This is a genomic window from Streptomyces sp. NBC_00104 (genome assembly GCF_045160825.1).
GTDB lineage: Bacteria > Actinomycetota > Actinomycetes > Streptomycetales > Streptomycetaceae > Streptomyces.
This window is the reverse complement of record NZ_CP108215.1, coordinates 6,090,135-6,113,657: the sequence shown is the minus strand read 5'-3', so window position 1 is coordinate 6,113,657 and position 23,523 is coordinate 6,090,135. Positions and strand designations below refer to the sequence as shown.

Annotated in this window: 19 protein-coding genes and 4 pseudogenes; 6 read left to right on the top strand and 17 right to left on the bottom strand. The window is 69.3% G+C overall.

Features of this window, described 5'->3' with window-relative positions:
* Positions 1-13: 13 nt before the first annotated feature.
* The gene (locus tag OG272_RS26930; protein ID WP_327728533.1) at positions 14-583 is read left to right on the top strand and encodes a TetR/AcrR family transcriptional regulator; all 570 of its coding nucleotides are present in this window, start codon (positions 14-16) and stop codon (positions 581-583) included.
* A gap of 25 nt (positions 584-608) precedes the next feature.
* On the opposite strand, the gene OG272_RS26925 is transcribed toward OG272_RS26930, so the two are convergent.
* Both OG272_RS26925 and OG272_RS26920 read right to left on the bottom strand, forming a co-directional pair.
* Complete coding sequence (locus OG272_RS26925) at positions 609-956, bottom strand: hypothetical protein (protein WP_405895084.1); 348 nt, start codon at positions 954-956, stop codon at positions 609-611.
* On the bottom strand, positions 902-1,087 hold the full coding sequence (locus OG272_RS26920; RefSeq protein WP_405896079.1) for a hypothetical protein: 186 nt from the start codon (positions 1,085-1,087) through the stop codon (positions 902-904). The genes OG272_RS26925 and OG272_RS26920 overlap by 55 nt, the downstream gene beginning before the upstream one ends.
* A 129-nt stretch (positions 1,088-1,216) precedes the next feature.
* Between OG272_RS26920 and OG272_RS26915 the strand changes: the two genes are divergently transcribed.
* Both OG272_RS26915 and OG272_RS26910 read left to right on the top strand, forming a co-directional pair.
* Positions 1,217-2,032, top strand: a complete 816-nt coding sequence (locus tag OG272_RS26915; protein ID WP_327732162.1) for an oxidoreductase — start codon at positions 1,217-1,219, stop codon at positions 2,030-2,032.
* 63 nt (positions 2,033-2,095) lie between these two features.
* Positions 2,096-3,070, top strand: coding sequence for an NmrA family NAD(P)-binding protein (locus OG272_RS26910; protein ID WP_327728534.1), 975 nt, complete (start codon positions 2,096-2,098; stop codon positions 3,068-3,070).
* 137 nt (positions 3,071-3,207) lie between these two features.
* Here the strand turns inward: OG272_RS26910 and OG272_RS26905 are convergent, their stop codons facing one another.
* The 3 genes from OG272_RS26905 to OG272_RS26895 all read right to left on the bottom strand — a co-directional run bounded on the left by OG272_RS26905 (position 3,208) and on the right by OG272_RS26895 (position 5,865).
* Positions 3,208-4,038 (bottom strand): enoyl-CoA hydratase/isomerase family protein, encoded by an 831-nt coding sequence (locus tag OG272_RS26905; protein WP_405895083.1) that lies wholly within the window; start codon positions 4,036-4,038, stop codon positions 3,208-3,210.
* A gap of 121 nt (positions 4,039-4,159) precedes the next feature.
* Positions 4,160-4,966, bottom strand: a complete 807-nt coding sequence (locus OG272_RS26900; protein ID WP_405895082.1) for a strictosidine synthase — start codon at positions 4,964-4,966, stop codon at positions 4,160-4,162.
* A 32-nt stretch (positions 4,967-4,998) separates the two neighbouring features.
* Positions 4,999-5,865 carry an alpha/beta hydrolase gene (locus OG272_RS26895; RefSeq protein WP_327728537.1) on the bottom strand — a complete coding sequence of 289 codons (867 nt, stop codon included), beginning with the start codon at positions 5,863-5,865 and terminating at the stop codon, positions 4,999-5,001.
* A gap of 863 nt (positions 5,866-6,728) precedes the next feature.
* Between OG272_RS26895 and OG272_RS26890 the strand changes: the two are divergent.
* Positions 6,729-7,175: pseudogene (locus OG272_RS26890) on the top strand (transposase); the annotation flags it as partial.
* Here the strand turns inward: OG272_RS26890 and OG272_RS26885 are convergent.
* Positions 7,172-8,143, bottom strand: coding sequence for a helix-turn-helix transcriptional regulator (locus tag OG272_RS26885; RefSeq protein WP_405896078.1), 972 nt, complete (start codon positions 8,141-8,143; stop codon positions 7,172-7,174). The pseudogene OG272_RS26890 and the gene OG272_RS26885 sit on opposite strands and share 4 nt — an antisense overlap.
* 250 nt (positions 8,144-8,393) lie before the next feature.
* Here OG272_RS26885 and OG272_RS26880 point away from each other — a divergent pair, with 250 nt between their 5' ends.
* On the top strand, positions 8,394-9,839 hold the full coding sequence (locus tag OG272_RS26880) for an MFS transporter (protein WP_327728538.1): 1,446 nt from the start codon (positions 8,394-8,396) through the stop codon (positions 9,837-9,839).
* Between the two features lie 177 nt (positions 9,840-10,016).
* Here the strand turns inward: OG272_RS26880 and OG272_RS26875 are convergent, their stop codons facing one another.
* Complete coding sequence (locus tag OG272_RS26875; protein ID WP_405895081.1) at positions 10,017-11,747, bottom strand: DUF4157 domain-containing protein; 1,731 nt, start codon at positions 11,745-11,747, stop codon at positions 10,017-10,019.
* Positions 11,748-12,199: 452 nt separating this feature from the next.
* Positions 12,200-12,718 (bottom strand): annotated as a pseudogene (locus OG272_RS26870) (sensor histidine kinase); the annotation flags it as partial.
* 834 nt (positions 12,719-13,552) lie between these two features.
* Here OG272_RS26870 and OG272_RS26865 point away from each other — a divergent pair.
* On the top strand, positions 13,553-14,263 hold the full coding sequence (locus tag OG272_RS26865; RefSeq protein WP_326579956.1) for a hypothetical protein: 711 nt from the start codon (positions 13,553-13,555) through the stop codon (positions 14,261-14,263).
* A gap of 15 nt (positions 14,264-14,278) precedes the next feature.
* Here the strand turns inward: OG272_RS26865 and OG272_RS26860 are convergent, their stop codons facing one another.
* The 9 genes and pseudogenes from OG272_RS26860 to OG272_RS26820 form a co-directional block, all read right to left on the bottom strand.
* The gene (locus OG272_RS26860) at positions 14,279-16,867 is read right to left on the bottom strand and encodes a DUF4118 domain-containing protein (RefSeq protein WP_405895080.1); all 2,589 of its coding nucleotides are present in this window, start codon (positions 16,865-16,867) and stop codon (positions 14,279-14,281) included.
* 2 nt (positions 16,868-16,869) lie between these two features.
* Positions 16,870-17,553: a response regulator transcription factor gene (locus tag OG272_RS26855; protein WP_326579960.1), complete on the bottom strand. Its 684-nt coding sequence runs from the start codon at positions 17,551-17,553 to the stop codon at positions 16,870-16,872.
* Between the two features lie 133 nt (positions 17,554-17,686).
* Positions 17,687-18,358 carry a potassium-transporting ATPase subunit C gene (locus OG272_RS26850; RefSeq protein ID WP_327728542.1) on the bottom strand — a complete coding sequence of 224 codons (672 nt, stop codon included), beginning with the start codon at positions 18,356-18,358 and terminating at the stop codon, positions 17,687-17,689.
* Between the two features lie 5 nt (positions 18,359-18,363).
* On the bottom strand, positions 18,364-20,496 hold the full coding sequence (gene kdpB, locus OG272_RS26845) for a potassium-transporting ATPase subunit KdpB (protein ID WP_405895079.1): 2,133 nt from the start codon (positions 20,494-20,496) through the stop codon (positions 18,364-18,366).
* Positions 20,493-22,172, bottom strand: a complete 1,680-nt coding sequence (gene kdpA / locus OG272_RS26840; RefSeq protein ID WP_405895078.1) for a potassium-transporting ATPase subunit KdpA — start codon at positions 22,170-22,172, stop codon at positions 20,493-20,495. The genes kdpB and kdpA overlap by 4 nt, the downstream gene beginning before the upstream one ends.
* Positions 22,173-22,180: 8 nt before the next feature.
* Positions 22,181-22,270, bottom strand: coding sequence for a K(+)-transporting ATPase subunit F (gene kdpF / locus OG272_RS26835; protein WP_086749276.1), 90 nt, complete (start codon positions 22,268-22,270; stop codon positions 22,181-22,183).
* Positions 22,271-22,528: 258 nt separating this feature from the next.
* A pseudogene (locus OG272_RS26830) lies at positions 22,529-22,744 on the bottom strand (amino acid permease); the annotation flags it as partial.
* Positions 22,718-22,998, bottom strand: a pseudogene (locus OG272_RS26825) (histidine kinase); the annotation flags it as partial. The pseudogenes OG272_RS26830 and OG272_RS26825, both read right to left, overlap by 27 nt.
* Entirely contained in the window at positions 22,980-23,078 is a 99-nt protein-coding gene (locus OG272_RS26820) for a hypothetical protein (protein WP_326579971.1), read from the bottom strand. The pseudogene OG272_RS26825 and the gene OG272_RS26820, both read right to left, overlap by 19 nt.
* Positions 23,079-23,523 lie beyond the last annotated feature (445 nt).

The following is a 23,523-nucleotide window of genomic DNA, read 5'->3' as shown; positions in this document are numbered from 1 at the left end:
TTAACCTCGCGATATGACCACCGAAGTGAAACCAAGCCCCAGGGAGCGACTGCTGGAGGCTGCGGCCACGCTCACCTACCGAGACGGTGTCGGCATCGGCGTCGAGGCACTGTGCAAGGCGGCAGGGGTGTCCAAGCGCTCCATGTACCAGCTGTTCGAGAGCAAGGACGAACTGCTGGCGGCGAGCCTGAAGGAGCGCGCCGCCGCCTTCGTGGCGAGCCTCCTACCCCCGGCGGGCGACGGCCGGTCACACCGCGAACGGATCCTGTACGTCTTCGCGCAGGTGGAATCGCAGGCAGGGGCGCCCGAGTTCCGAGGCTGCCGGTACCTGGCCGTGCAGATCGAACTCAAGGCCCAGACCCACCCCGCCAGCCGGGTGGCCCATCAGATCAAAGCGAATCTGACGGCCTTCTTCCGTGCCGAGGCCGAGCAGGGCGGCGCGAGCGATCCCGACCTGCTGGCCCGGCAGCTCATCCTGGTCTTCGACGGCGCAAGCGCCCGCGCGGGAATTCAGGCCGACAAACTGACCGGGCTCGTCGCTCCCACGGTGACCACCCTGCTCGACGCGGCAGGGGTGCGCTGACGCATCACTCGTCCAGAACACTCCCTCACCGCCCGACACCCGAGGGAAGCCCAACACCTGAGGGAAGCCCGACACCCGAGGGAAGCTCGATGACCGAGGGAAGCCCGATGGCCGCAAGCGTGTTGCCGAGCACGCCGCAGGCGAGGAAGCTTGCGGTCTTGTCGGCATCAGCGCCCAGCGACTGGTGCACGGTTTCCCAGATCCTCATCCAGCCGGCCCGGACGACCTCCCCGATCACGTCATCGCCCCGCACCTCGGCGGCCGCCACGGTGACGTACCCCTGCATCCGCATCAGGAGCGTTTCGGGGCGCGTCGAGATCAGCTGCGCGTAAGCGTTCGTGATGGCCTGAAGAACCCGCTCGCCGCCCTCCACACCGTCGGCCGCCCTCTCGAAGCCAGGCGGGTGTCTTCCATACTCCGCATCAAAGCGGCGACGAAGATCGCCTTCTTGTCCGGGAAGAGCCGGAAGAGGTACGGCTGCGTGACACCGACCCGCTTGGCGATTGCCGCGGTGGTGGTGCCGTGCTAGCCGGCGATCGCGAACTCATTCTCCCTGCTTGAACTTGCATGCGGAAAACGATCGGTTTACTGTAGCGGAAACTGATCGGTTTCGAGAGAGTGTGGGAGTCCATGATGGCGACAGATCGGCCGGTGGCCCTGGTGACGGGTGCGTCATCCGGCATCGGGAAGGAAACCGCGCTCGCCCTGGTCGCAGCCGGATTCAACGTGGTCGGCACAAGCCGCGACACCTCCCGCGTCACCCCGCTCGGCGGTGTGACGTTCCTCGGCCTCGACGTGGTCAGCGACACCTCGGTCACCGCAGCGGTCCAGGAGGTGAGCGAGCGGTTCGGGCGGATCGACGTCCTGGTCAACAACGCCGGCGTCGGCTCGATGGGCGCTGCCGAGGAAACCCCCCTCGCGCAGACCCAGGGCATGTTCGACACCAATGTCTTCGGGGTCATGCGCATGGTGAACGAGGTCCTGCCGCACATGCGTGCTCAACGACGCGGGCGCATCATCAACATCTCGTCCGTGCTCGGGTTCCTGCCCCAGCCCTACATGGCCGCCTACGCCGCCTCCAAGCACGCGATCGAGGGCTACACCGAATCCCTGGACCACGAGGTACGTGACCACGGCGTCCGGGCGCTCATCGTCGAACCCGCCTACACCAGGACCGGGTTCGAGGCCAACAGCGCGAAGCCCGACACCCCCCTACATGCGTACGCGAAGCAGCGACAGACCGTCGACCGCGTGATGACGGAGGCGATCAGGGGTGGCGACGCCCCGGCCGTCGTCGCCAAGGCGGTCGTCGCGGCAGCGACCGACACCAGGCCGAAGCCGCGCTACACCGCCGGCCCCCTGGCCGGACGCGCACGCGTACTGCGCCGCCTCGCTCCCGCCGGGGTCTTCGACAAGCAGATCCGCAAGATGAACCAGCTGGCCGGCTGACGCGCAGGCGCTGCCGGGCTTTCCGAGCAGTTGCCCCACCCCCACCAGACAGAGGACGCCTTGATGCCAGAGCGCAATCCCATCCTGATCACCGGTGCCGCCGGCGAGATCGGTGGTGTGAGCCGGACGATCGTCGCCATGCTGCTTGAACAAGGGCACCCGGTACGGGCATTCGTGCGCCAGGACGACGAACGCGCCCACTCGCTCCGCCAGGCAGGGGCCGAGGTCTTCGTCGGTGACCTGCTCACCATCGCCGACGTGACCGCCGCGCTGAAGGGCGTCCGCCGCATCTACTTCAGCATGAGCCTGTCGCCGTACTACACCGACGCCGTCAGCCTCATGGCCGCGGCGGCGCGGGCCCAGGGCGACATCGAGGTGTTCGTCAACATCTCCGAGTACGAGCAGTCGTTCATGACGTTCGACAAGATGACCGCGCCGGAGGAGGAACGGCGCGCGTGGCTCGGCGGACTCATTGCCAACTGGTCGCCGCAGCAGCGTGCCCACTGGGTCGCCGAGCAGGTGCTGGACTGGTCCGGCCTCCCGACCGTCAACATCCGGGGGGCCATGTTCGTCGAGAACCCGCTGATGACCTGGCTGGCACTGGAGCCCCTGAGCAAGGGTGAACTGCGCCTGCCCTTCGGCGACCACCGGCTCGCGCCCATCGCGGGGTACGACGTGGCGGAGCTGTGCGCGAAGATCCTGACCGACCCAGTGCCGCACATCTCGAAGTCCTACGACCTCAACGGCCCGGAGTTGAAGGACATGCACGGGTTCGCCGAGGACTACGCGGCCGTGCTGGGACGCCCGGTCACCTACGTCCCCGAGGACGTGGAAACCTGGAACGAGACCTACGTCGACACCGCCCTGGCCGCGTTCCCGCACACGGCGGAGCACCTGAAGACCCTGACCCGGCTGATGGGCGGCGGGGGCTACCGCGGTGCCACCGACCAACTGGAAACCCTCCTCGGACGCCCGCCGAAGACCGTGCGCTGGGCGTTGGAGAATCATCCGCGCATCCGGAAGCTGGCGGCTGCCTGAGCCGCTGACCGGTCCGGGGCAGAACGAGAACACCACACCGGAGTCCTCGAACCGCACACTTCGATGAGCACTTCGTCGAGCCTCATCCGGTGTAGTTCGTCCAGCGACCGCCCAGGCACTTCCGCAGTGCTGGTGTGTCAGCGTTGCTGGTTGGCGATGCCGATGTAATGCCCGAGGCGGTACTCGAAGTCGATGCCGGCCTGCTCGACGACGGCCTGCGTGCCGGCGGCTCGGGCGAGGAACCCGGGGAGGGTGAGGGAGTGGGCGAACTCGCCGTAGGCGGCGACCAGATCCGCGTCCGGGGGCAGGGAGGCCCGGTTGATCTGGGCTTTGGCCGAGGCGAGTGAGGTGCGGTCGAAGGAGGCGAGCCGGCCGACGATCGTGTCGACGAAGGCGTCGAGTTCGCTGTCGGGGAGGGCACGGGTGATCCAGCCCCAGCGTTCGGCGGTGTCGGCGTCGTAGTCGTCGCTGGTGAGGATGGCTTCCAGGGCGCGGTCGCGTCCGATGGCGCGTGGGAGGCGCTCGGTGCCGCCACCGCCGGGGAGCAGTCCGCTGCCGACCTCCGGCTGCCCGAAGATCGCCTTCTCCCGGCTGGCGTACCGCAGATCGAGGGCGAGGGCGAGTTCGTTCCCGCCGCCGCGGGTGCGTCCGCGGATGGCCGCGATGGTGATGTAGGGCGCCTTGGAAAGTTGTAGGACCAGATCCGTCCAGACCGGCACCTCGTTCTCGTCCTCGGGGGCGGGGAAGTCGGCGGCGGCGGCCAGGTCGAAGTGGTTGTAGAAGAAGTCGGGGGTGGCGCTGTCGAACACCACGACCTGGATGTCAGGGTCGGTGGCCAGTTCTTCCACGATCTGGATGAGGCGCAGGACGGTCTCGCCGACGATGAGGTTGACGGGCGGGTTGGCGAAGGTGATCTTCGCGACCTGGGGTGAGGTGCGCTCGTAGTGGAGGGTGCTTTGTTCGCTCATGGCCTGGTTCCAGATGCGTGAGGGATATCGGATGGCGACGGGGCGTGAAGTGGGGCGGGGACGCCTGGGGCGGATGGATGTGCCGAGCAGGTCCGGCGGACCTGCTCCCGGCCGTTGCCGCTCACTCCTGGTAGTGCGGGAGGATGTCGCCGTTCTTGACGTAGGTGAGGGCGGCGGTGACGTCGTAGGCGTGGATCGCGGAGACCGGCGGTGCCAGCTGGTGGGACATGTCCTGGATCACGTTGCCGGTGAAGAAGGCGTCCCGTGCCGCGGTGTCGGTGAACCCGAGGATGAGGGAGGCGTGGAAGCGCTGGTCGTGGGGGTTGTCGTGGGCGACGTTCGGGGTGTCCCAGAGCTTTTCGATCCAGGGCAGGAACGTCTGCGTGCGCAGCTCCTTCAGCACTCCGGTGCCGGCGAGTGCGGGGACGAGCTGCGTCTTGACGAACTTCCGGAACTCACCTGCGCCGGCCCCGTCCCTGCGGCGCAGGTAGACCATGACGCGGGAACCGACCTTCTCTCCCGGGCCTGCGACGTCGTACCAGCGGGATGAGTTCGGCGGGCCGGCGTAGAGCAGGGTGCGGCGGAACACGTTGATCTCGTCCTGGTAGGCGAGCTTCGTCTGTTTGCGCCCCTGCGAGGGCGCGAGCACCGACTTGAAGGTGACTTCCGCGACGCCGTCGATCTTCCGGTCGACGGGGATCGAGGTCTCCACTCCGTCGGTCGCCGGCCACCGGCCGGGGTTGTGCTCGGCGAGGTGGATCTGGCGGTACTCCTCCAGGCCCGGGGTGGCGGAGATGATCCCTGAGTGCGGGCCCTTCCAGTAGTCCATGCCGGTCTGGCGGGGCTGGTCGTTGCGCACCCACAACAGGATCGATGAGGTGAGGTGCTTCTTCACGGCCGGTGGCGCGGCGGCCGGTGGCATGCTCATGGTGTTGCCTCTTCTTCCTGGTCAGGCGGTGGTCATCGGGCGAGGAACTCGACCGCGACCGGGGCGAACTCCTCGTAGTACTGGAAGATGCCGCCGTGGCCGGAGTCGGGGTAGATGATCAGCTCGCTGTTCTTGATGCGCCGGTGCAGGTCCTCGGAGAGGACCGAGGGGACCATGCGGTCGTTGTCGCCGTTGGCGATCAGCGTGGGCTGGGTGATCTTCGACAGGTCGTCGGGGGCGGAGAGTCCCCACTTCTTGATCGCCTTCAGCTGCGTCTGGAACGCCTTGACCTTGATCTCCGCGTCGCGGTCGACGGTGCGCTCCTCCAGCCGGTCGACGAACGCGTGCGCGGCGGCCTTGCCGGCGGGGTCGCGGTTGAAGAACAGGAACTCCTTGGGGTCCGACCGGGTCAAGGTGGCACGCAGCGTGTCCCAGTACGTGGTGGCGACCACCTTGTCGATGTCCTTGCCGCCCTTGGGTCCGGTGCCGGTGAGGACGAGTTTGCGGACGAGTTCGGGGTGCTTCACCACCAGGGCCTGGGCGACCATGCCGCCGAGCGAGAAGGAGAAGATGTCGATCTTGTCGAAGCCGAGCGCCGAGATGAAGGTGTGGGCGTCGTCGGCCATCGCCTCGACGCTGTCCGGCACCTGGCCGGTGGAGGCTCCGATACCTCGGTTGTCGAAGGCGATGACATGACGGCCCTTGGCGATGGGGTCGATGATGCGCGGGTCCCAGTTGTCCAGGGTCCCGGCGAGGTGGACGAAGAAGACGACGGGGATGCCGCCCTTGGGCCCCAGCTCGCGGTACGCGTAGGTGACGCCGCCGGCGGTGACGGTGCGGGCCGGGGCATTCGCGTAGGAGGTGATGACGGGTTCGTTCGGGGTGGCGTTGGTGTTCATGGTGGCTTCTCCTTGCTTGTTCTGTACCGGTGCGGTTCGGGCCGCCCGTCGCGGTCGGGCGGGATCAGTAGTCGCCGGTGATGACGTGCTTCGCGGCGGACGCCCCCATGGGGCAGGGAGTGTGCGGCCACCCCTTCCGAGCCCGGACTCGCAGGTCACGAGTGCCATCACCGGGAGGGTGAATCTCATTGGCGTACGATCGTAATGTTATCGGGGTGACCGGGAGGCCGCAAGCAAGTTCCGAGGTGAGTCGGATCGTGTGGCGGCCTACCGGTCGAGCTCCAGCGCATGCCGTCAGCCGGAAACGTCACGACGGAGAACGGGGTGCAGCGTGTGCGGCAGGCGAGCGCGCGGCGACGGCGACGGCGACGGCGACGGCGACGGCGAACGCTTGAGGATCACCCGGAAGACCGTCACTGCTCTCGCGGACCGCCTCCCGGCCCGGACCGCCGCGACCAGCGCCCTGCCTCAACGTCACCGAGAAACGGACATCACCCCGACGAACCGCCCACTGAGTGGACTGGGCGGGTGTGGAAGCTCTCCTCCGGCAGGGAGCTTCCAAGCATTTCAGGCCATGCGCGCCGGCGACAGATGCGGCAAAGCGTGCTGAAACAGCCGGCGCGAATCGACATCGAACACCCGCTGAGATCTTGGTGATTGCTTCACGGTCGACAGTCGGCCGGCCCGTTGAGTGTGCGGAGTCGCCTGTCGAAGTCCCGGGCGGGAACGACATGGCGGGGCGTGCTGATGCCTCCGGCTTGTCGGGCCGAGGGCGTAGGGCAGTTTCGCGAATGCGCTGATCACGTTTCCGACACTACTGATGAAGGGATGGCAGCGAATCCGTCACCATATCGGTCACGGAGGCCGGGCTCTCGCCGGCCACCGTGACCCGGCTGACCAAGCAATGGAGCGATGACCACGCCGTCTTCCAAGCCCGCGACCTGTCGGAATCCGACTACGTCTACGTGTGGGCCGACGGCGTCCACCCCAAGATCCGCCTCGGTCAGGCCCGCTCCTGCGTCCTGGTCCTCATGGGAGTGCGCACCGATGGCTGCAAGGAGCTCATCGCGCTCGCCGAAGGACTGCGCGAGTCCATCGAGTCCTGGGCCGACCTACTACGTGACTGCCGGCGGCGCGGCATGCAGGCCCCCGAGCTCGTGGTCGGTGACGGCGCGATGGGCCTGTGGCGAGCTCTCACGGAGGTGTTTCCGCAGGCCAGGCACCAAAGATGCTGGGTTCACAAAACCCGGAACGTGGTCAACGCCCTGCCGAAGTCGGCCCAGCCCGGAGCGAAGAAGGCATTCGATCAATGGCTACTGCCGGCTTGAGATTCTCCGCGATGATCCACAGGATCTGACAGTTGCTCGTGCTGTCGCATTCCGGGGATCCGATGAGCCGGCCCGTACGCCGTCGGGTCCTGTGCCACAGGGGCCGTCACGCTGCCGAGGAGCCGCAGAGCGGCATCCGACGGCGAGTCGGGCTCGGCCGTGTAGGCGATGAGGCGCTGGCCGGAGGCGCCGGGTATGACGAGGTTCTCGAAGCTGAGGTCCATCGCGCCGACCAGCGGATGACGCAGGTGCTTCACCCCGGACGTGCAGGTGCGCACCGGGTGCCGGGCCCAGCGAGAGGCGAACTCTGCGCTGTTCAAAGCGAGTTGGCCGACGAGCTCGGCGAGGGCGCGGTCATGGCGGTAGCGGCCGGCGACCAGGCGCAGGGAGGCCACGCCGAGTTGGGCCTCCTCGTTCCAGTTCGTGAACAGCTCCCGGTACCGCTCGTCCAGAAAGAGCATCCGGGTCAGGTTGGGGCGGGTGGCCGGGGTGTCGGGGCTCTCGGGCGCCAGATGTCCGGCGAGCAGCGCGTGCCCCATACGGTTCCAGGCGAGGACGTCGTTGTGCCGGTTCAGGACCAGGGCCGGCACGTCGCTCATGGCCGCCAGCAACTGCCGGGCCGAGGCGCCGGCGTGGGCCACCCGGGGCGGAGTCGGCCGGGACGAAGCGGCAGCGGGGCGGGCGAGGTCCTTCAGATGGGCCGTCTCGTCCTCGGAGAGGCGCAGCGTACGCGCTATCGCCTCCAGCACACCGTCGGAGGCGCTGGTGGCACGGCTCTGTTCGAGACGGGTGTAGTGGGTGATGCTGACCCCGGCCAGCATCGCCAACTCCTCACGGCGCAAACCGCTGACGCGGCGGCGGGTCGGGTGCGGGGTGATGCCGACGTCCTCGGGGCGCAGTGCGGCGCGACGCGACTTGAGGAAGTCTCCCAGCTCGGACCGGGCGTCCATCCATGCCTCCAGGTCGGCGGTGTGCGACAGGCCGTGGCCACTGACGTCCCATGATGCCCGCCCCTCCCGAAGGCCGGAGGCCGTAAAGGTGGTCATGTGATGACTACCCTCACGCCGGCTGTGCGCGACAGGGTGCTGGCTGGGATTCCGGGTGTCGACGAGCCTCTTCCTCCGTAACCGCGCGTGACGCGACCGAGCGCGCCGGATGTCAGGAAACGTGAGGAAACCGTGAAGAAAGGGACTCGACGTCATGTCTGTCACTGATTCGGAGGCGGCCCGTACCGTCTCCGGCACCGCCGCCGGCACGGCCCCGGCCGCGCTCACCCCCCGGCTCCGGCTGATGCTGGTGCTGTTGCTCGCAGCCCAGTTCATGCTGGCCGTGGACTTCTCCATCCTGAACGTGGCGCTGCCGGTGATCGGTGAGGGACTGGGCTTCTCGCTGTCACATCTGCAGTGGATCGCCACATCGTTCGCGCTGTGCGCCGCGGGCTTCACCCTGCTGTTCGGCCGCGTCGCGGACCTGTTCGGCCGCCGCCGGCTGTTCCTCGGCGGCCTCGTCGTCCTGGGCGCGGCCTCGCTCGTGGGCGGCCTGGCGCAGAACCCCGAGGTACTGATCGCGGCCCGCGTCCTCCAGGGCCTGGCCACCGCCGCCGTCACCCCCGCCGGACTGTCGCTCCTGACGACCTCGTTCCCGGAGGGCCCGCTGCGCGAGAAGGCGCTCGGCCTCAACGGGGCGCTGATGTCGGCCGGCTTCACCACCGGCGCCATACTCGGCGGCCTGCTGACCGACCTGCTGTCGTGGCGCTGGGCGTTCTTCATCAATGTGCCCGTCGCCCTCGCCGTGCTCGTCATCGCCCCGACGGTCATCAAGGAGTCCCGCCCCGACGAGCGCCCCAAGCTGGACCTGCCCGGCGCCGTCAGCGTCACGCTCGGTCTGCTGGCCATCGTCTTCGGCCTCACCCAGGCGGGCGAGAAGGGGTGGGGCTCGGCCGAGGCCCTGTTGTCGCTGACCGTGGGTGCGGCCCTGTTGCTGGTGTTCTACGCCGTCGAGCGCAAGGTGTCCGCGCCGCTCGTACCGCTCGCAGTGCTCGGCAAACGGTCGGTGACCTGGGGAAACATCGCCGGACTGATCGCGTTCCTCACCGAGACCTCCCTGGTCTTCCTGCTGACCCTCTACCTCCAGGAAGTGCTCGGCTTCTCGCCGCTCGCCGCCGGCCTGTCCTTCGGCGTGCTGGGCGTCGGCACGGTCGTCGGCGGCACGATCGCCCCGAAGGTCATCGGGCGGATCGGCAGCAGGTCGACGCTGATCACCGGCGGCATTCTGCAGACCGCCTTCACGGCCGCGCTGCTCGGCCTCGGCGACGACCGCTCATGGATGTGGCTGCTGCTGATCGGCACCTTCGTCGGCGGGGTCGGCAACATGCTCGTCATCGTGGGCTTCATGGTCACCGCCACCTCGGGCCTCGCCGATCACGAACAGGGTCTGGCCACCGGCCTCGCCACCATGACCCAGCAGGTCGGCATCACCATGGGCACGCCGCTCATGAGCGCCGTCGTCACCGCCGCCGTGACCGGTACCGGATCCTCGGCCCTCCTCGGCGGTCTGAAGGTCGCGATCGCGGTGAACGCCGCCATCGTGCTCCTCGGCACCCTCACCAGTGCTCTGTTCGTGCGCACCCGGTCGAGTACGCGGTAACGGCGATCCTCCCCCGTTCCCCGGCACCGTGCCCAGAGCCGCGCACCGCAGCCGCAGCCAGAACGCGTCCGGTGCCTTGAAGTACCGCCGAATACAGATGCGGACGTCCCCCTCGTCGAGGTCCACGTCTTCCCGGTGCGGGCCGAGCTCCTCATCTCGCCGGAGGGTGGTCGTGGGTCAGAACCGCGGGGCCCGTGCCCCCGTCGCGATCAGGATGAACTGGGCGTAGGAGTCGGCGTTCATCAGGGCGCGCCGGCCCATGGCGTACCAGTTCGGCTGCCGGTCGGAGTCCTTGTTCTGGCCGCTGTACTCGGAGGGGTCCCGCAGGGCGCGCTTGCCGAGCATGGCCGCTTCGCTCGCCGCCGCCGTGTCGGGCATGACCGACGCCATCTCGGCGTTGAAGTCCTCCTCCTGCAACTCCGAATCGCGCGCGCTGTACTGGTAGTCCAGCGTGCCGGCGAACCGGTGGGTCGCCTCGTGGATGATGTACCAGGCGTTCTGGCCCTCGTCGGTCAGGTTGATCGGGCCGCTGCGGCCGGCGTCCAGGGTCGGAAGGGCCTCGCTCTTCTGCTGGTTCGGGTTGGTCACGCGGTTGTACATGTCGCTCATGCTGGGGGCGACCCAGCCCGCGACTCCGCGGGGGACGTTGCCGTCGCCGACCAGGGCGATCTCCGCCCCCTGGGCGTTCAGCCCTGCCTGGATGCGCCGCACGACCTCGACGATCCGCGGCAGGAAGGTGGCGATCTGCTCGGGGGTCGCGGCCCGGAACGCCGGGAAGCCCGATTGGAGTCCCGTCAGCAGCGGGCCGCCCGGAGCGCCTCCCGCCGCCTGCAGCATGGCGAGGGCCGTCGAGATGGCCTGCTTGGCCTCCACCAGGGCCCGGCGAGTCTGGGACTCGCGCTTCGGGTACTGGTGATCCGGGATGGTGCCGTTCTTGGAGAACTTCGCGTTCGCGCTGCTGTGCACCTGCTGGGTCGCGTCGTCGTAGATGTCCCCGTGCCGCGGTGTGCCCTGGCCGTTGATGCCCAGCTGTGTGGAGGTGCGGAACTCACCGGGGTTGCTCCTGTTGCGCCAGCGGGTCTCCCGGCCGGAGCGGGGGTCGTTGAAGCTGGCGCCCTGGTCGAACTCCCAGACCGTTCGCTGGACCGCCGGGCCGCCGTGGGGCCCACCGTCCAGCGCCTCGACCGTCCCGGCGGCCGGGACCCGCTGGGCCGTCCGCTCCGCGCCGTCCGCCTCCTGAGCGACCGCGTGCCGCGCGACGACCGACGGCGCGGTGGCCGCTCCCGCCGTGAAGGCGGCGCCGTCGGCGACGGCCGCGCGCTCCGAGCCCTGCCCCGGGTCGGTCACCGTGACACCGGCGCCGTTGTCGTTGCCCGTCTCGCGGATTCCCCGGAGGTTCTTGTCGAGGTGGCTGGTCTCGTGGGCGAGGGTCTCGGTGTCGCCGACGGCCGACGAGCCGAGGAAGATGTGGCTTCCGATCGTCATGGCCCGCGCGCCCAGCGCCGCGGTGGCGCGCTGGGCGGTCGCGTTGTCGTGGACCCGGCCCGCGGAGAGGGCGTCGTTGCCGTAGAACGCCTTCGCCTTGGTGAGGAAGGGGCCCGGCAGCGGGCTGCTCGGCGTTGCCATCGCGGCCTCGATGAGGCTGCGATGGTCTGTCGGGTGGGTGTCCTCGGCGACGTCGTGCCCGCGGCTGTGGCCTGTGGTCTCCCGGCGCTGGACGGCCGGGTCCGCGTGCTCGCATCCCGGGCCGTGCTGGTGCCGCTCCCGCTCGACCATGCGGGCCACCGCGGTGTTCCCCGCCGTCCGCTGGAGGTCCAGCATCCGCTGGACCGGCGCACTGGGCTGGATCACGCGGTGGGCAGTGTCCAGTTCGCCCGACGACAGGTTCCGCTTTCCCCGCGCGTACATGACGTTCCCTTCGACACCCCGGACGGCTGACCGTCCATCCTTACCGGAGCCGCGCCGCCGGCCACAGGTCCGCGAGGGCAGTTCCCGGGGCAGCCGTGACGGAGGGAACGTCCGGGTCCCCGGGTCCCCGGGCATCGGTGAGGGCGGGAGCAGATCCGGCGTCCGGCCGTCGCCGGGGCCGTGCTCCCAGAGCCCTGGCTCCCTAGGGCGTGCTCCACGTTCCGCGGCGGGCTCGCGCATCACCGCCGATCGCGGGGGCGTGTCCCTTGTTCTCCTGAACCGGCCGCACCGGGCTCATGCCGAAACGGCGTGGCCAACTACACACCGGCCCGATACCCCACCACCACAGCTGGAAAGCGTGCGCTTGTGGTCGACGTACAGCAGTGCTGCGCGGCCAGTGTCGTGCCCTTGTGTGCCCTGGGGCGCCCTTTCCACGGGTGTCTGACGACCCCTCACAGTTGAGGTTCCTCCGGCCCGGACACACGGGGCAGCCGGACGGTGAACACCGCTCCGCTGCCGGGGGTGTTGCCGACGGTGACGGTTCCGCCGTGTGCCTCGACGAACTGGCGCACGATGGACAGGCCGAGACCGCTGCCCCCGGTGCGTCTGCTGCGGGATTTCTCGGCGCGCCAGAACCGTTCGAAGACATGGGGCAGGTCTTCGGGGGAGATGCCGTCTCCCGTGTCGCGCACGGTCAGGACGGCCTCGTTCGCCGTCCGCCGGGCGCTGAGGGTGACCGTGCCCTGCGTGGGAGTGTGCCGCAGCGCGTTGGAGACGAGGTTGCCCAGGACCTGGCGCATGCGCACCGGGTCGGCGTCCATCCAGAGCCCTGGGTCGGCCTCCGCCCGCAGGTGTACGACCGCGGCTTCGGCGCGGCTGCGATGGGCGGCGGCGACCTGGCCGATCAGCTCGTCCGCGGCCAGCGGTTCCCGGTGCAGCCGCAGGGTGCCGGCGTCACCCGCGGCGAGGTCGCACCTCTCCTCCTCCGTGGGCTCCCGCGTGCCGGTTCCCGCCGCGGTCCTGGCCCTGGCCCTGGCCCTCACCCTGGCCGGGTGCGGCGGCCCCGGTACCGGGACGCCGGGGGACGCCACCTCGGCCACCACCAGTGCGCAGGACACCCGGCCCGTCACGTCCAGCACGGCTCGCGCCCGATCCCGGCCGAGCGCGGCCGGCGAAACGAACGCGGCCGGCGAAAGGGCCCCGGACGCCAAAACCGCGGACCCGAGCCCTTCCGCACCGGCCGACCTTCCGGGCCTCGGCCCGAGGACTCTCGCCGAGATCCCCGACAACGCCCGGCAGGTCGTCGTCGTCACCGGGCAGGACAAGAACTCCCGAGCGCTCAGGCTCCGAGACGGCAGGGGGCCCGGTACGCGAGTGCCGGCCGTGAGTGGCTGATGCGGGGGCTCCCATCCCGTCTGCCGCCGACCCGAGCAGAGCCGACCAGACGCGGCTCCTGGCGTCCAGGTCGTTCGTACAGTGGTGGGTTGAGGCGGATGATGCCGCGGCCACGGCAGACCCACAACATCCGGAAGCCGGGAATGGGAGCCGCCTCGATGGGGTGACTTCGCTCGGAGAAGATGTGTGGGGTGGGAGTGTCCGGAGCACGGTCACGGCTGCCAGCCGATAGGTTGCGGCAACCTGCTCACAGGCGACGGCCGGACTCGGGCCGGCAGCCTTACCCACCCGACGGCGAGTAGGTCGAGCGGGTGCCACGGGCCGGGTGCCTCTTGGTTGGGCGCACCAAGCGTGTATGGCCTTGCCTGCGCGGGCCGACGGCGTGGAGGGCCGCGATGAGGGTGCCGAACATGGGCGACGACAAAGAGGCTGCGCCGACGCCCGACGAGATCCAGGCCAGGGTCGGAAAGCGCCTGGACGACGTCGCCAAGATCCTGGCCGGTGCGCTGATCACCGTTGCCGGGATCATGACGGCTCTCGGGCTGTCCAGCGACGTCGTGTTCGTCGCTCTCAACAACAAGTCATGGCCGATCTACGTGGCCTCGCTCTGCGCCATCCTCGCCATCGTCTGCAGCATCGTCGCCCTACTCATCCACCCCACCCGGCGGGGCAATCTGTGGGAGACCTGCGTTCTCATCCTTGGAGTGGTCTTCTACATGGTGGCTCTCAGCGTGGCGGTGATCGGCGCGGCCAAGGCTGCCGGCGGGAACGGACGACCCAACATCACCGACGTCAAGATCGAAGGCCCTCGGTCCCATCTGCAACTCAGCTTCGACGTGCATGCCGACGGCGTAGAGATGTCGGCGACCATCCAGGTGTACGTGACCGCCACCAAGGCTGACTTGGACACGCCCATCCGGGGCTCGGTCGACGACTACTCAAGTGAACTCAGACCTGACGAAACGGGCACGGTCGAGCAGCGAGTCAGCATGCCGATGACCCTTCCACCACAGGCGGGGGGCATCAGCATCACGGCCCTCAACGCGAGTAACGGAACCGACGATCTGTGTGAATCACGCAGCCAACGCGGGCCGACCTGCACACGTATCCGAATCCCGTGAGGCGTGGCCGTGAGGCTATGACGTGGCGGTCACGGGCATGTCCGGCTCCGACTCCGGCTCCGGCTCCGACTCGGACTCCGACTCGGACTCAGGCGACGGCCGGTGGGCCGCCGCCATCGGCAGGCTCAGCACCATCGTGAGGCCGCCGCCCGGTGTGTCCTCGGCGTGGAGGGTGCCGCCGATGGCCTCGGCGAAGCCGCGGGCCACGGCCAGCCCCAGCCCCACACCGGCACCACGCGGGGCGTCGCCATAGCGCTGGAAGGGTTCGAAGATGCGGTCCTTGGCCTCGTCGGGGACGCCCGGGCCGCGGTCCACGACGCGTACCTCCACCCGGTTCGCGATGGCGCTCGCCGAGACCAGGACCGGGGTGCCCGCGGGGCTGTACTTCACCGCGTTCTCGACGATGTTGGCGACGGACCGCTCCATGAGGCCCCGGTCGACGGCGACCATGGGCAGCGTCTCGGGGATGTCCAGGTCGACGCTGCCCTCGGGGACGCCGCCGAGTGCCATCGGGATGACCTCGTCGACGTCGGTCTCGCGGATGATCGGGGTGACGGTGCCGGTCTGGAGACGGGACATGTCGAGGAGGTTGCCGACGAGGAGGTCGAGGCGGTCGGCGCCCTCCTCGATGGCCTCCAGCAGTTCCGCATGGTCCTCCTCCGACCACTCGACGTCGTCCGAGCGCAGGGAGGTGACGGCCGCCTTGATGGCGGCGAGCGGGGTGCGCAGGTCGTGGCTGACGGCGGCCAGCAGGGCGGTGCGGATGCGGTTGCCCTCGGCGAGTTCCTTGGCCTGGTCGGCCTCCTGCTTCAGGCGTCGGCGGTCCAGTACGACGGCGGCCTGGGCGGCGAAGGCCGCGAGAACGCGGCGGTCCTCGGCGGGTGGGACCCGTCCGGTCAGCGCGAGGGTCATGTGGTCGCCGACCGGCACGTCGACGTCCGCCTCCTCGGGGGTGGCACAGGGCCCAGGGCCCACGCTGCCGGCGCAGGTCCACGGGTCCACGTCGCTCGCGCGTTCGAGCAGGGCCGCCGACTCCATGGAGAAGGTCTCGCGGACCCGCTCCAGCAGGGCCTCCAGACTGGTCTCGCCGCGCAGGACGTTGCCGGCCAGGAAGGAGAGGATCTCCGACTCCGCCCGCAGCCGGGCGGCCTGATGGGTGCGGCGGGCGGCGAGGTCGACGACGGAGGCGACGGACACCGCGACACCGACGAAGATCGCGATGGCGACGATGTTCTTCGGGTCGGCGATGGTGAGGGTGTGGACGGGTGGAGTGAAGTACCAGTTCAGGAGCAGGGACGCGGCCACCGCCGAGGCCAGTGCCGGGAAGAGCCCGCCCAGCAGGGCCGCCGCCACCGTCGTCGTCAGCAACAGCAGCATGTCGTTGGCGAGCCCGACGTCCGGGAGGACGCCGCTCAGCAGCCAGGTCAGCAGCACGGGCCCGCCGAGGCCGACGAGCCAGCCCCAGATCAGGCGGGCCCGGCCGAGGCGGGCGCCCCGGCTGACCGGGAGTCCGCGCCCCTTGCCGGCCTCGTCGTGGGTGATGAGGTGGACGTCGAGGTCGGGTCCGGAGTCCCGGGCGACGGTCGCGCCGACGCCCGGTCCGAAGACGTACTGCCAGCCCTTGCGGCGGGAGACGCCCAGCACGATCTGGGTGGCGTTGACCCCGCGCGCGAAGTCGAGCAGCGCGACCGGTATGTCCTCCCCGACGACCTGGTGGAAGGTGCCGCCGAGGTCCTCGACAAGGGTGCGCTGGACGGCCAGCTCCTTCGGCGAGGCCGCGGTCAGGCCGTCGCTGCGGGAGATGTAGACGGCCATCACCTCACCGCCCGCGCCCTTCTCCGCGAGCCGCACGGCCCGGCGGATCAGCGTCCGGCCCTCCGGTCCGCCGGTCAGCCCGACGACGATCCGCTCTCGCGAGCCCCAGATCTTCGACACCCGGTGCTCGCTGCGGTACTCGGTGAGATAGGCGTCCACCCGGTCCGCCACCCACAGCAGCGCCAGCTCGCGCAGCGCGGTCAGGTTCCCTGGCCGGAAGTAGTTCGACAGGGCCGCGTCGACCTTGTCCGGCTTGTAGATGTTGCCGTGGGCCATCCGCCGCCGCAGCGCCTGCGGGGACATGTCGACCAGCTCGATCTGGTCGGCCCGCCGTACGACCTCGTCCGGCACGGTCTCCCGCTGCCGTACGCCGGTTATCGACTCGACGACGTCGCCGAGCGACTCCAGGTGCTGGATGTTCACGGTCGATATCACGTTGATCCCGGCGGCCAGCAGTTCCTCCACGTCCTGCCAGCGCTTGTCGTTGCGGGAGCCGGGAACGTTGGTGTGGGCGAGTTCGTCCACGAGCACCACCTGCGGGTGCCGGGCGAGGACGGCGTCCACGTCCATCTCCGTGAAGACGGTGTCCCGGTACTCCAGTTCCCTGCGCGCGGTCTGCTCCAGACCGTGCAGCATCACCTCGGTACGCGGACGGCCGTGATGCTCGACGAAGGCCACCACGCAGTCGGTGCCCCGCTCCACGCGGCGGTGCGCCTCGGACAGCATGGCGTAGGTCTTGCCGACGCCGGGGGCCGCGCCGAGGTAGATCCGGAGCTTGCCGCGTGCCATGTTCATCCTTCGAAGCGATAGCCCATACCGGGCTCGGTGATGAGATACCGGGGGTGGGCGGGGTCCGTTTCCAGCTTGCGCCGCAGCTGGGCCATGTACACCCGCAGGTAGTTGGTCTTGTTGCTCTGGGTAACGCCCCAGACCTCCTGGAGCAGGTGCTTCTGTGTGATCAGCCGTCCCGGGCTGGTGACCAGGATCTCCAGCAGATGCCACTCGGTCGGGGTGAGGCGTACGTCGTGACCGTCCCGTACGGCCTTCTTGGCCAGCAGGTCGATGGTGAAGGCGTCCGTCTCGACGAGCGTCGTCTCGGGCGCGAGCCCGATGTCCTCGGTGCGGCGGACGGCGGCCCGGAGCCGGGCGAGGAGTTCGTCCATGCTGAACGGTTTGGTGATGTAGTCGTCGGCGCCGACGTCGAGCGCGGCGACCTTCTCCTCGGACGCCTGGCGGGCGGACAGCACCATGATCGGCACCCGGGTCCAGGCCCGCAGCGCCTTGATGACCTCGACCCCGTCCATGTCGGGCAGCCCGAGGTCGAGCAGAACCACGTCGGGCTGCCGCGCGGCGGCCAGCCGGAGCGCGGTGGCACCGTCGGGGGCCGCGTCGACCCCGTACTGACGTGCCTGGAGATTGATGATGAGGGCCCGTACGAGCTGCGGGTCGTCCTCCACCACCAGCACCCGTGTCATGGGTGTGCGCCTTCCTGTCGTACGTCGGGCCATGAACGCCGGGAGCCGTGCGACCGGCACTCATGCGGGCGGGAGTCGGCGGTTCCCGGCTCCCGCCCCGACCGCCGACTCCCCTGTGGACCGTGCGCTGCCGTCAGCTCTTGGCCAGCAGGTCCTTGAGCGCGATGTTGAGTTCGAGGACGTTGACGCGGGGCTCACCGATGAAGCCGAGGGTGCGGCCCTCGGTGTGGTCGTCGACGAGTTTCTGCACCTGATCGGCGGAGAGGCCGTTCTGCTCGGCGACCCGGTGGACCTGGAGGTCGGCGTAGTCCGGGGAGATGTCCGGGTCCAGGCCGGAGCCGGAGGACGTCACCGCGTCGGCCGGCACCTCGGAGGGCTTGACCTTGTGGTCGGCGGTCGAGTTGTCCTTGACGACGGCGGCCTTGGCTGCCTTCACCCAGTCGATCAGGTCCGCGTTGTCGGCGGACCGGTTGGTGGCGCCGGACAGGATCAGCTTGTACTGGGTGTTGACGCTGTTGGTGCCGAGACCGTTCTGGGGGCGGCCCTGGAACCACTTCAGGTCGGGCTCCGGGGTCTCCTGGCCCTTCTTCAGCGGCAGGTTGTACGACTGCCCGATCAGCGAGGACCCGACGACCTTGCCGGCGTGGTCCTTGATCTCCGAGCCGTTCGCCTTGTCGCTGAACAGCGCCTGGGCGAAGCCGGTGACGACGAGCGGGTAGATGACGCCCGTCACCAGGGTCAGGACGAGGAGGGCGCGCAGGCCCGCTCCGAACAGCCGGGCGGTGTTGATGACCGTGTTTTTCATGGCGCTCAGCCGATTCCGGGGATGAGGGAGATGAGCAGGTCGATGAGCTTGATGCCGATGAAGGGGGCGATCAGTCCGCCGAGGCCGTAGACGGTGAGGTTGCGGCGGAGCAGCTTGTCGGCGCTGACCGGCCGGTACTGCACGCCCTTCAGGGAGAGCGGCACCAGCGCGATGATGATCAGCGCGTTGAAGACGACGGCCGACAGGATCGCGGAGTCCGGCGAGGACAGGCCCATGATGTTGAGCTTGTCCAGGCCCGGGTAGACGGCCGCGAACAGCGCCGGGATGATCGCGAAGTACTTGGCGACGTCGTTGGCGATGGAGAACGTCGTCAACGCGCCCCGGGTGATGAGGAGTTGCTTGCCGATCTCGACGATCTCGATGAGCTTGGTCGGGTTGGAGTCGAGGTCGACCATGTTGCCGGCCTCCTTCGCGGCCGACGTACCCGTGTTCATGGCCACGCCGACATCCGCCTGGGCGAGCGCGGGCGCGTCGTTCGTGCCGTCACCGGTCATCGCGACGAGCTTGCCGCCCGCCTGCTCCCGCTTGATGAGAGCCATCTTGTCCTCGGGGGTGGCCTCGGCGAGGAAGTCGTCGACGCCCGCCTCCTCGGCGATCGCCTTGGCCGTCAGCGGGTTGTCGCCCGTGATCATGACGGTCTTGATGCCCATGCGGCGCAGTTCGTCGAACCGCTCGCGCATGCCCTCCTTGACGACGTCCTTGAGGTGGATGACGCCCAGCACCCGGGCGCCCTCGGAGTCCTCGATCGCGACCAGCAGCGGGGTGCCACCGGCCTCGGAGATCCGGTTGGAGAGCGTGTCCGCGTCGTCTGCGACCGTTCCGCCCCGCTCCCGCACCCAGGCGATGACGGACCCGGCCGCCCCCTTGCGGACCTTGCGCCCGTCGACGTCCACACCCGACATCCGGGTCTGGGCGGTGAAGGCGATCCACTCGGCGCCGGACAGCTCGCCCTGCACGCGCTCGCGCAGGCCGTACTTCTCCTTCGCCAGTACGACGATGGAGCGGCCCTCGGGCGTCTCGTCGGCCAGTGAGGAGAGCTGGGCGGCGTCCGCGACCTCGGCCTCGGTGGTGCCCTCGACCGGCACGAACTCGGCAGCCTGCCGGTTGCCGAGCGTGATCGTGCCGGTCTTGTCGAGGAGCAGGGTCGACACGTCCCCGGCCGCCTCGACCGCCCGCCCCGACATGGCGAGCACGTTGCGCTGGACCAGCCGGTCCATGCCCGCGATGCCGATCGCCGACAGGAGCGCGCCGATCGTCGTCGGGATCAGGCAGACCAGCAGGGCCACCAGCACGACCATCGTGAGATGGGTGCCCGCGTAGTCCGCGAACGGCGGCAGGGTCGCCACCGCCAGCAGGAACACGATCGTCAGCGAGGCGAGCAGGATGTTCAGCGCGATCTCGTTCGGTGTCTTCTGCCGGGCCGCGCCCTCGACCAGGTTGATCATCCGGTCGATGAAGGTCTCGCCGGGCTTCGTCGTGATCTTGATGACGATCCGGTCGGAGAGGACCTTCGTGCCACCGGTGACGGCCGAGCGGTCCCCGCCGGACTCCCGGATGACCGGGGCCGACTCGCCGGTGATCGCCGACTCGTCCACGGAGGCGACGCCCTCGACGACGTCACCGTCGCCGGGGATGATGTCGCCGGCCTCGCAGACGACCAGGTCACCGATCCGCAGTTCGGTACCGGGGACGCTCTCTTCGGCGTCCCCGGCGAGCCGCCGGGCCACGGTGTCGGTCTTGGCCTTGCGCAGGGTGTCGGCCTGCGCCTTGCCCCGCCCCTCGGCGACGGCCTCCGCCAGGTTGGCGAAGATCACCGTCAGCCAGAGCCAGGCGCTGATGGTCCAGCCGAACCAGTCGGTCGGGTCCTTGAAGGAGAAGACCGTCGTCAGCACGGACCCGACCAGCACCACGAACATCACCGGCGACTTGATCATCACCCGGGGGTCGAGCTTGCGGCAGGCGTCCGGCAGCGACTTGACCAGCTGCTTGGGGTCGAAGAGGCCCGCTCCCACGCGGCCCTCGGCGGGCTTGTGCCCGGTGGGGACGTCGCTGTGCGGCGCCCGGGTCGGGGTGGCTGTGGACATCGCGTCCTCTTGCTTCGTTACGTCGGTGGTCATGACGCCAGCCCCTCGGCCAGCGGACCCAGCGCGAGCGCCGGGAAGTACGTCAGCCCGGTGATGATCAGGATCGCGCCCACCAACAGCCCGGTGAACAGCGGCTTTTCGGTGCGCAGGGTGCCCGCGGTGGCCGGGACCGGCTTCTGCTCGGCGAGCGAGCCGGCCAGCGCCAGCACGAACACCATCGGCAGGAACCGCCCGAGCAGCATCGCGATGCCGAGCGTGCTGTTGAACCACTGGGTGTCAGCGTTCAGCCCGGCGAAGGCCGAGCCGTTGTTGTTGGACGCCGAGGTGTAGGCGTACAGGATCTCGGAGAACCCGTGCGCGCCGGAGTTCGTCATCGAGTTGCCCGGGGTGGGCAGGGCCATCGCCGCGGCGGTGAGGACGAGCACCAGTGCCGGGGTGATGAGGATGTAGCAGGCCGCGAACTTGATCTCGCGGGTGCCGATCTTCTTGCCCAGGTACTCGGGGGTGCGGCCGACCATCAGCCCGGCGATGAACACCGCGATGATCGCCATGATCAGCATGCCGTAGAGGCCGGAGCCGACACCGCCGGGCGCGATCTCGCCCAACTGCATGCCCAGCATCGTGATCCCGCCGCCGAGACCGGTGAAGGAGGAGTGGAAGGAGTTCACCGCGCCGGTCGAGGTGAGCGTGGTCGCCACCGCGAAGATCGAGGAGGCGCCGACACCGAAGCGGTTCTCCTTGCCCTCCATGGCTCCGCCGGCGATGTCGAGCGCCGGGCCGTGGTGGGCGAACTCGGTCCACATCATCAGGGCGGTGAACCCGAGCCAGATGGTGGCCATCGTGGCGAGGATCGCGTAGCCCTGCTTGACCGAGCCGACCATGACACCGAACGTGCGGGTGAGGGCGAACGGGATGACCAGCAGCAGGAAGATCTCGAAGAGGTTGGTGAAGGGGGTCGGGTTCTCGAACGGGTGGGCGGAGTTGGCGTTGAAGACGCCGCCGCCGTTCGTGCCGACCTCCTTGATGGCCTCCGTCGAGGCGACCGCGCCGCCGTTCCACTGCTGGGCGCCGCCCATGCTGTGCCCATTAAAGAATTGGCCGACCTCGTGGATGCCGGAGAAGTTCTGGATCGCACCGCACGCGACCAGCACGATCGCCGCGACGAACGCGAGCGGCAGCAGGATCCGGGTCACCCCGCGCACCATGTCCGACCAGAAGTTGCCCAGCTCACCGGAGCGGGAGCGTGCGAAGCCGCGTACGAGCGCGACCGCGACCGCGATGCCCACGGCGGCCGAGACGAAGTTCTGCACGGCGAGCCCGCCGACCTGGACGACGTGGCCCATGGCCTGTTCGCCGTAGTACGACTGCCAGTTGGTGTTGGTGACGAAGGACGCGGCGGTGTTGAACGCCTGGTCCGCGTCGATGGAGGAGAAGCCCAGCGAGCCGGGCAGCACGCCCTGCAGCCGCTGGAGGAGGTACAGGAACAGGACACCGGCCGCCGAGAAGGCGAGCACGCCGCGCAGGTACGCGGGCCAGCGCATCTCGGTGTCGGGGTTGGCGCCGATGCCCTTGTAGATCCACTTCTCGACGCGCCAGTGCTTGTCGGTGGAGTAGACCTTGGCCATGTAGGTGCCGAGGGGAACGTAGGCGAGCGCCAACGCCGCGATGAGGGCCAGCAGTTGGAGCACGCCGGCGAGTACGGGACCCATGTCAGATCTCAGAACCTCTCCGGGAAGATCAGGGCGAGGACGAGATAGCCCAGCAGGGAGACGGCCACGATCAGGCCGACGATGTTCTCGACGGTCACAGCTTCGTCACCCCCTTGGCGACGAAGGCCACCAGCGCGAACACGGCGATCGTGGTGACGACGAAGGCCAGATCGGCCATCGCGAACTCCTGGAGTGAGGTTCGGGAAGAACGGACAGTTAGAGGAAACCGCGACTCTGGCCGGATTCGGTCACCCGTTGACGGCTCTCATACGGCGGCCCGCACACCTTTGACGGGATCCATACGGCCCTGGTCGGCATCGGTGGCGGAGCTCACGTGACGGTGCGGAGCGTCCCGCTCACAGCAGCCGGAAGCGCAGCCGGCAGATCACCGCGTCGGTCTCGCGTCGTACGGCGTGGGCGACGACCGCGCCCCGCTGGTTCTGCAGCAGCCGCTGCCACAGCCGCTCGGGCTCGGCCTCCGGGATCAGGACGGTGACCCGCGTGGCCGGCTCCGCCGCCACCTCACGGACGTACGCGGCGATGGGGCGGCCCAGGCTGCGGCGCTCGGACGGAGGCCCCGCACCGCGTTCGGCCCGGGCGAACTCCACCAGCGTGGTGGCGGTGTCGTCGCCAACGACTGAGTGGTAGCTGCCGCCCAGGTCCTCCACCAGCCTGCGCTGCCGGGCGAGACCCCGGCCGCGAGCCAGTCGCTGCGGGCCATGTGCACGGCCAGCAGCGCACCGCCGGCCGACCGGGCGGCGATCCGGGCGGCCCGCCGGATCAGGGTGTCGCCCTCCGGCCCGCCGGTCAGCGCCACGACGACCCGTCGAGCATCCGGTAGGTCTTGCCCACTCCCGGGGCCGCCCCCAGGTAGACCTTCAGTCGTCCGGACCGTACGTCACTCATCGCCGCCGACGCGCTCCGCTCACTGGTTCAACTCCCTCAGGAGGCGGGTTACTTCTCCCCCTGGATCCCTTGGATCCCTTGGATCCCTTGGATCCCCTGGATCCCCACGGAACCGCTTCCGGGGACGGAACGGGCGCGTGTGAGCGCTTCCTTGGCGCCTGGGCCCGGGACCTTGACACGGTCTTGACACCTCCGGGCCGGACAGGGTGAAAGCGGTGCGTCGGAAAGCCCGGCCGGCGGGGAGCCCGCCGCGGCTCCATCGAAGCCCCGGGGACGGCACAGCTCCGGAAACAGACGCGCTCCGGGCGCGGCCTCGCTTTCACACGGAGCAGCCGGGGAGCCGCGTACGGCATGACGCTGGGTGTCCGCCGCCGAGACCTGCCGGCATGCGTCCCCCGTACGGGCCAGTTTCCGCTCGTGCCGTGCAAACGCCCTCATCATGATG